Origin of the sequence: Cytobacillus oceanisediminis 2691 (assembly GCF_007678455.1) — a bacterium.
GTDB lineage: Bacteria > Bacillota > Bacilli > Bacillales > Cytobacillaceae > Mesobacillus > Mesobacillus oceanisediminis_A.
Genome location: NZ_VEEP01000262.1, coordinates 1 through 261, shown reverse-complemented (window position 1 = coordinate 261; position 261 = coordinate 1). Strand labels below are relative to the sequence as shown.

At 41.4% G+C, this 261-nt stretch carries 1 protein-coding gene; it reads left to right on the top strand.

The genetic code is table 11. The features are described 5' to 3' along the window. Positions 1 to 77: 77 nt before the first annotated feature. The coding region (locus FS736_RS23790; RefSeq protein ID WP_144481557.1) for a hypothetical protein at positions 78 to 261 on the top strand (184 nt) is incomplete at its 3' end.

Sequence of the window (261 nt, the reverse complement as noted above, 5' to 3'; positions counted from 1 at the left end):
ATAAAATGGATAAAGAAGTTAAAAAAATAGGGAGTTTTAAACAGGGGGTAAAATAAATGTAAGGAGGAGTGGGGGGAATGAGTGTGATGAGGAAAAAGAAGATAGGGAGGATTGAAAATGAATATGTAGAGGAGGGTGAAAAAGGAGGTATAGGTGAAAGGAGGAAGGGGAAAGTGGTATTGAGGGGGGTGGGAGTGTTTGGTTTATTGGGATGGATGATGTGGTATTTGATGATGTGGACCTTGATTTGGGAGACGGGAG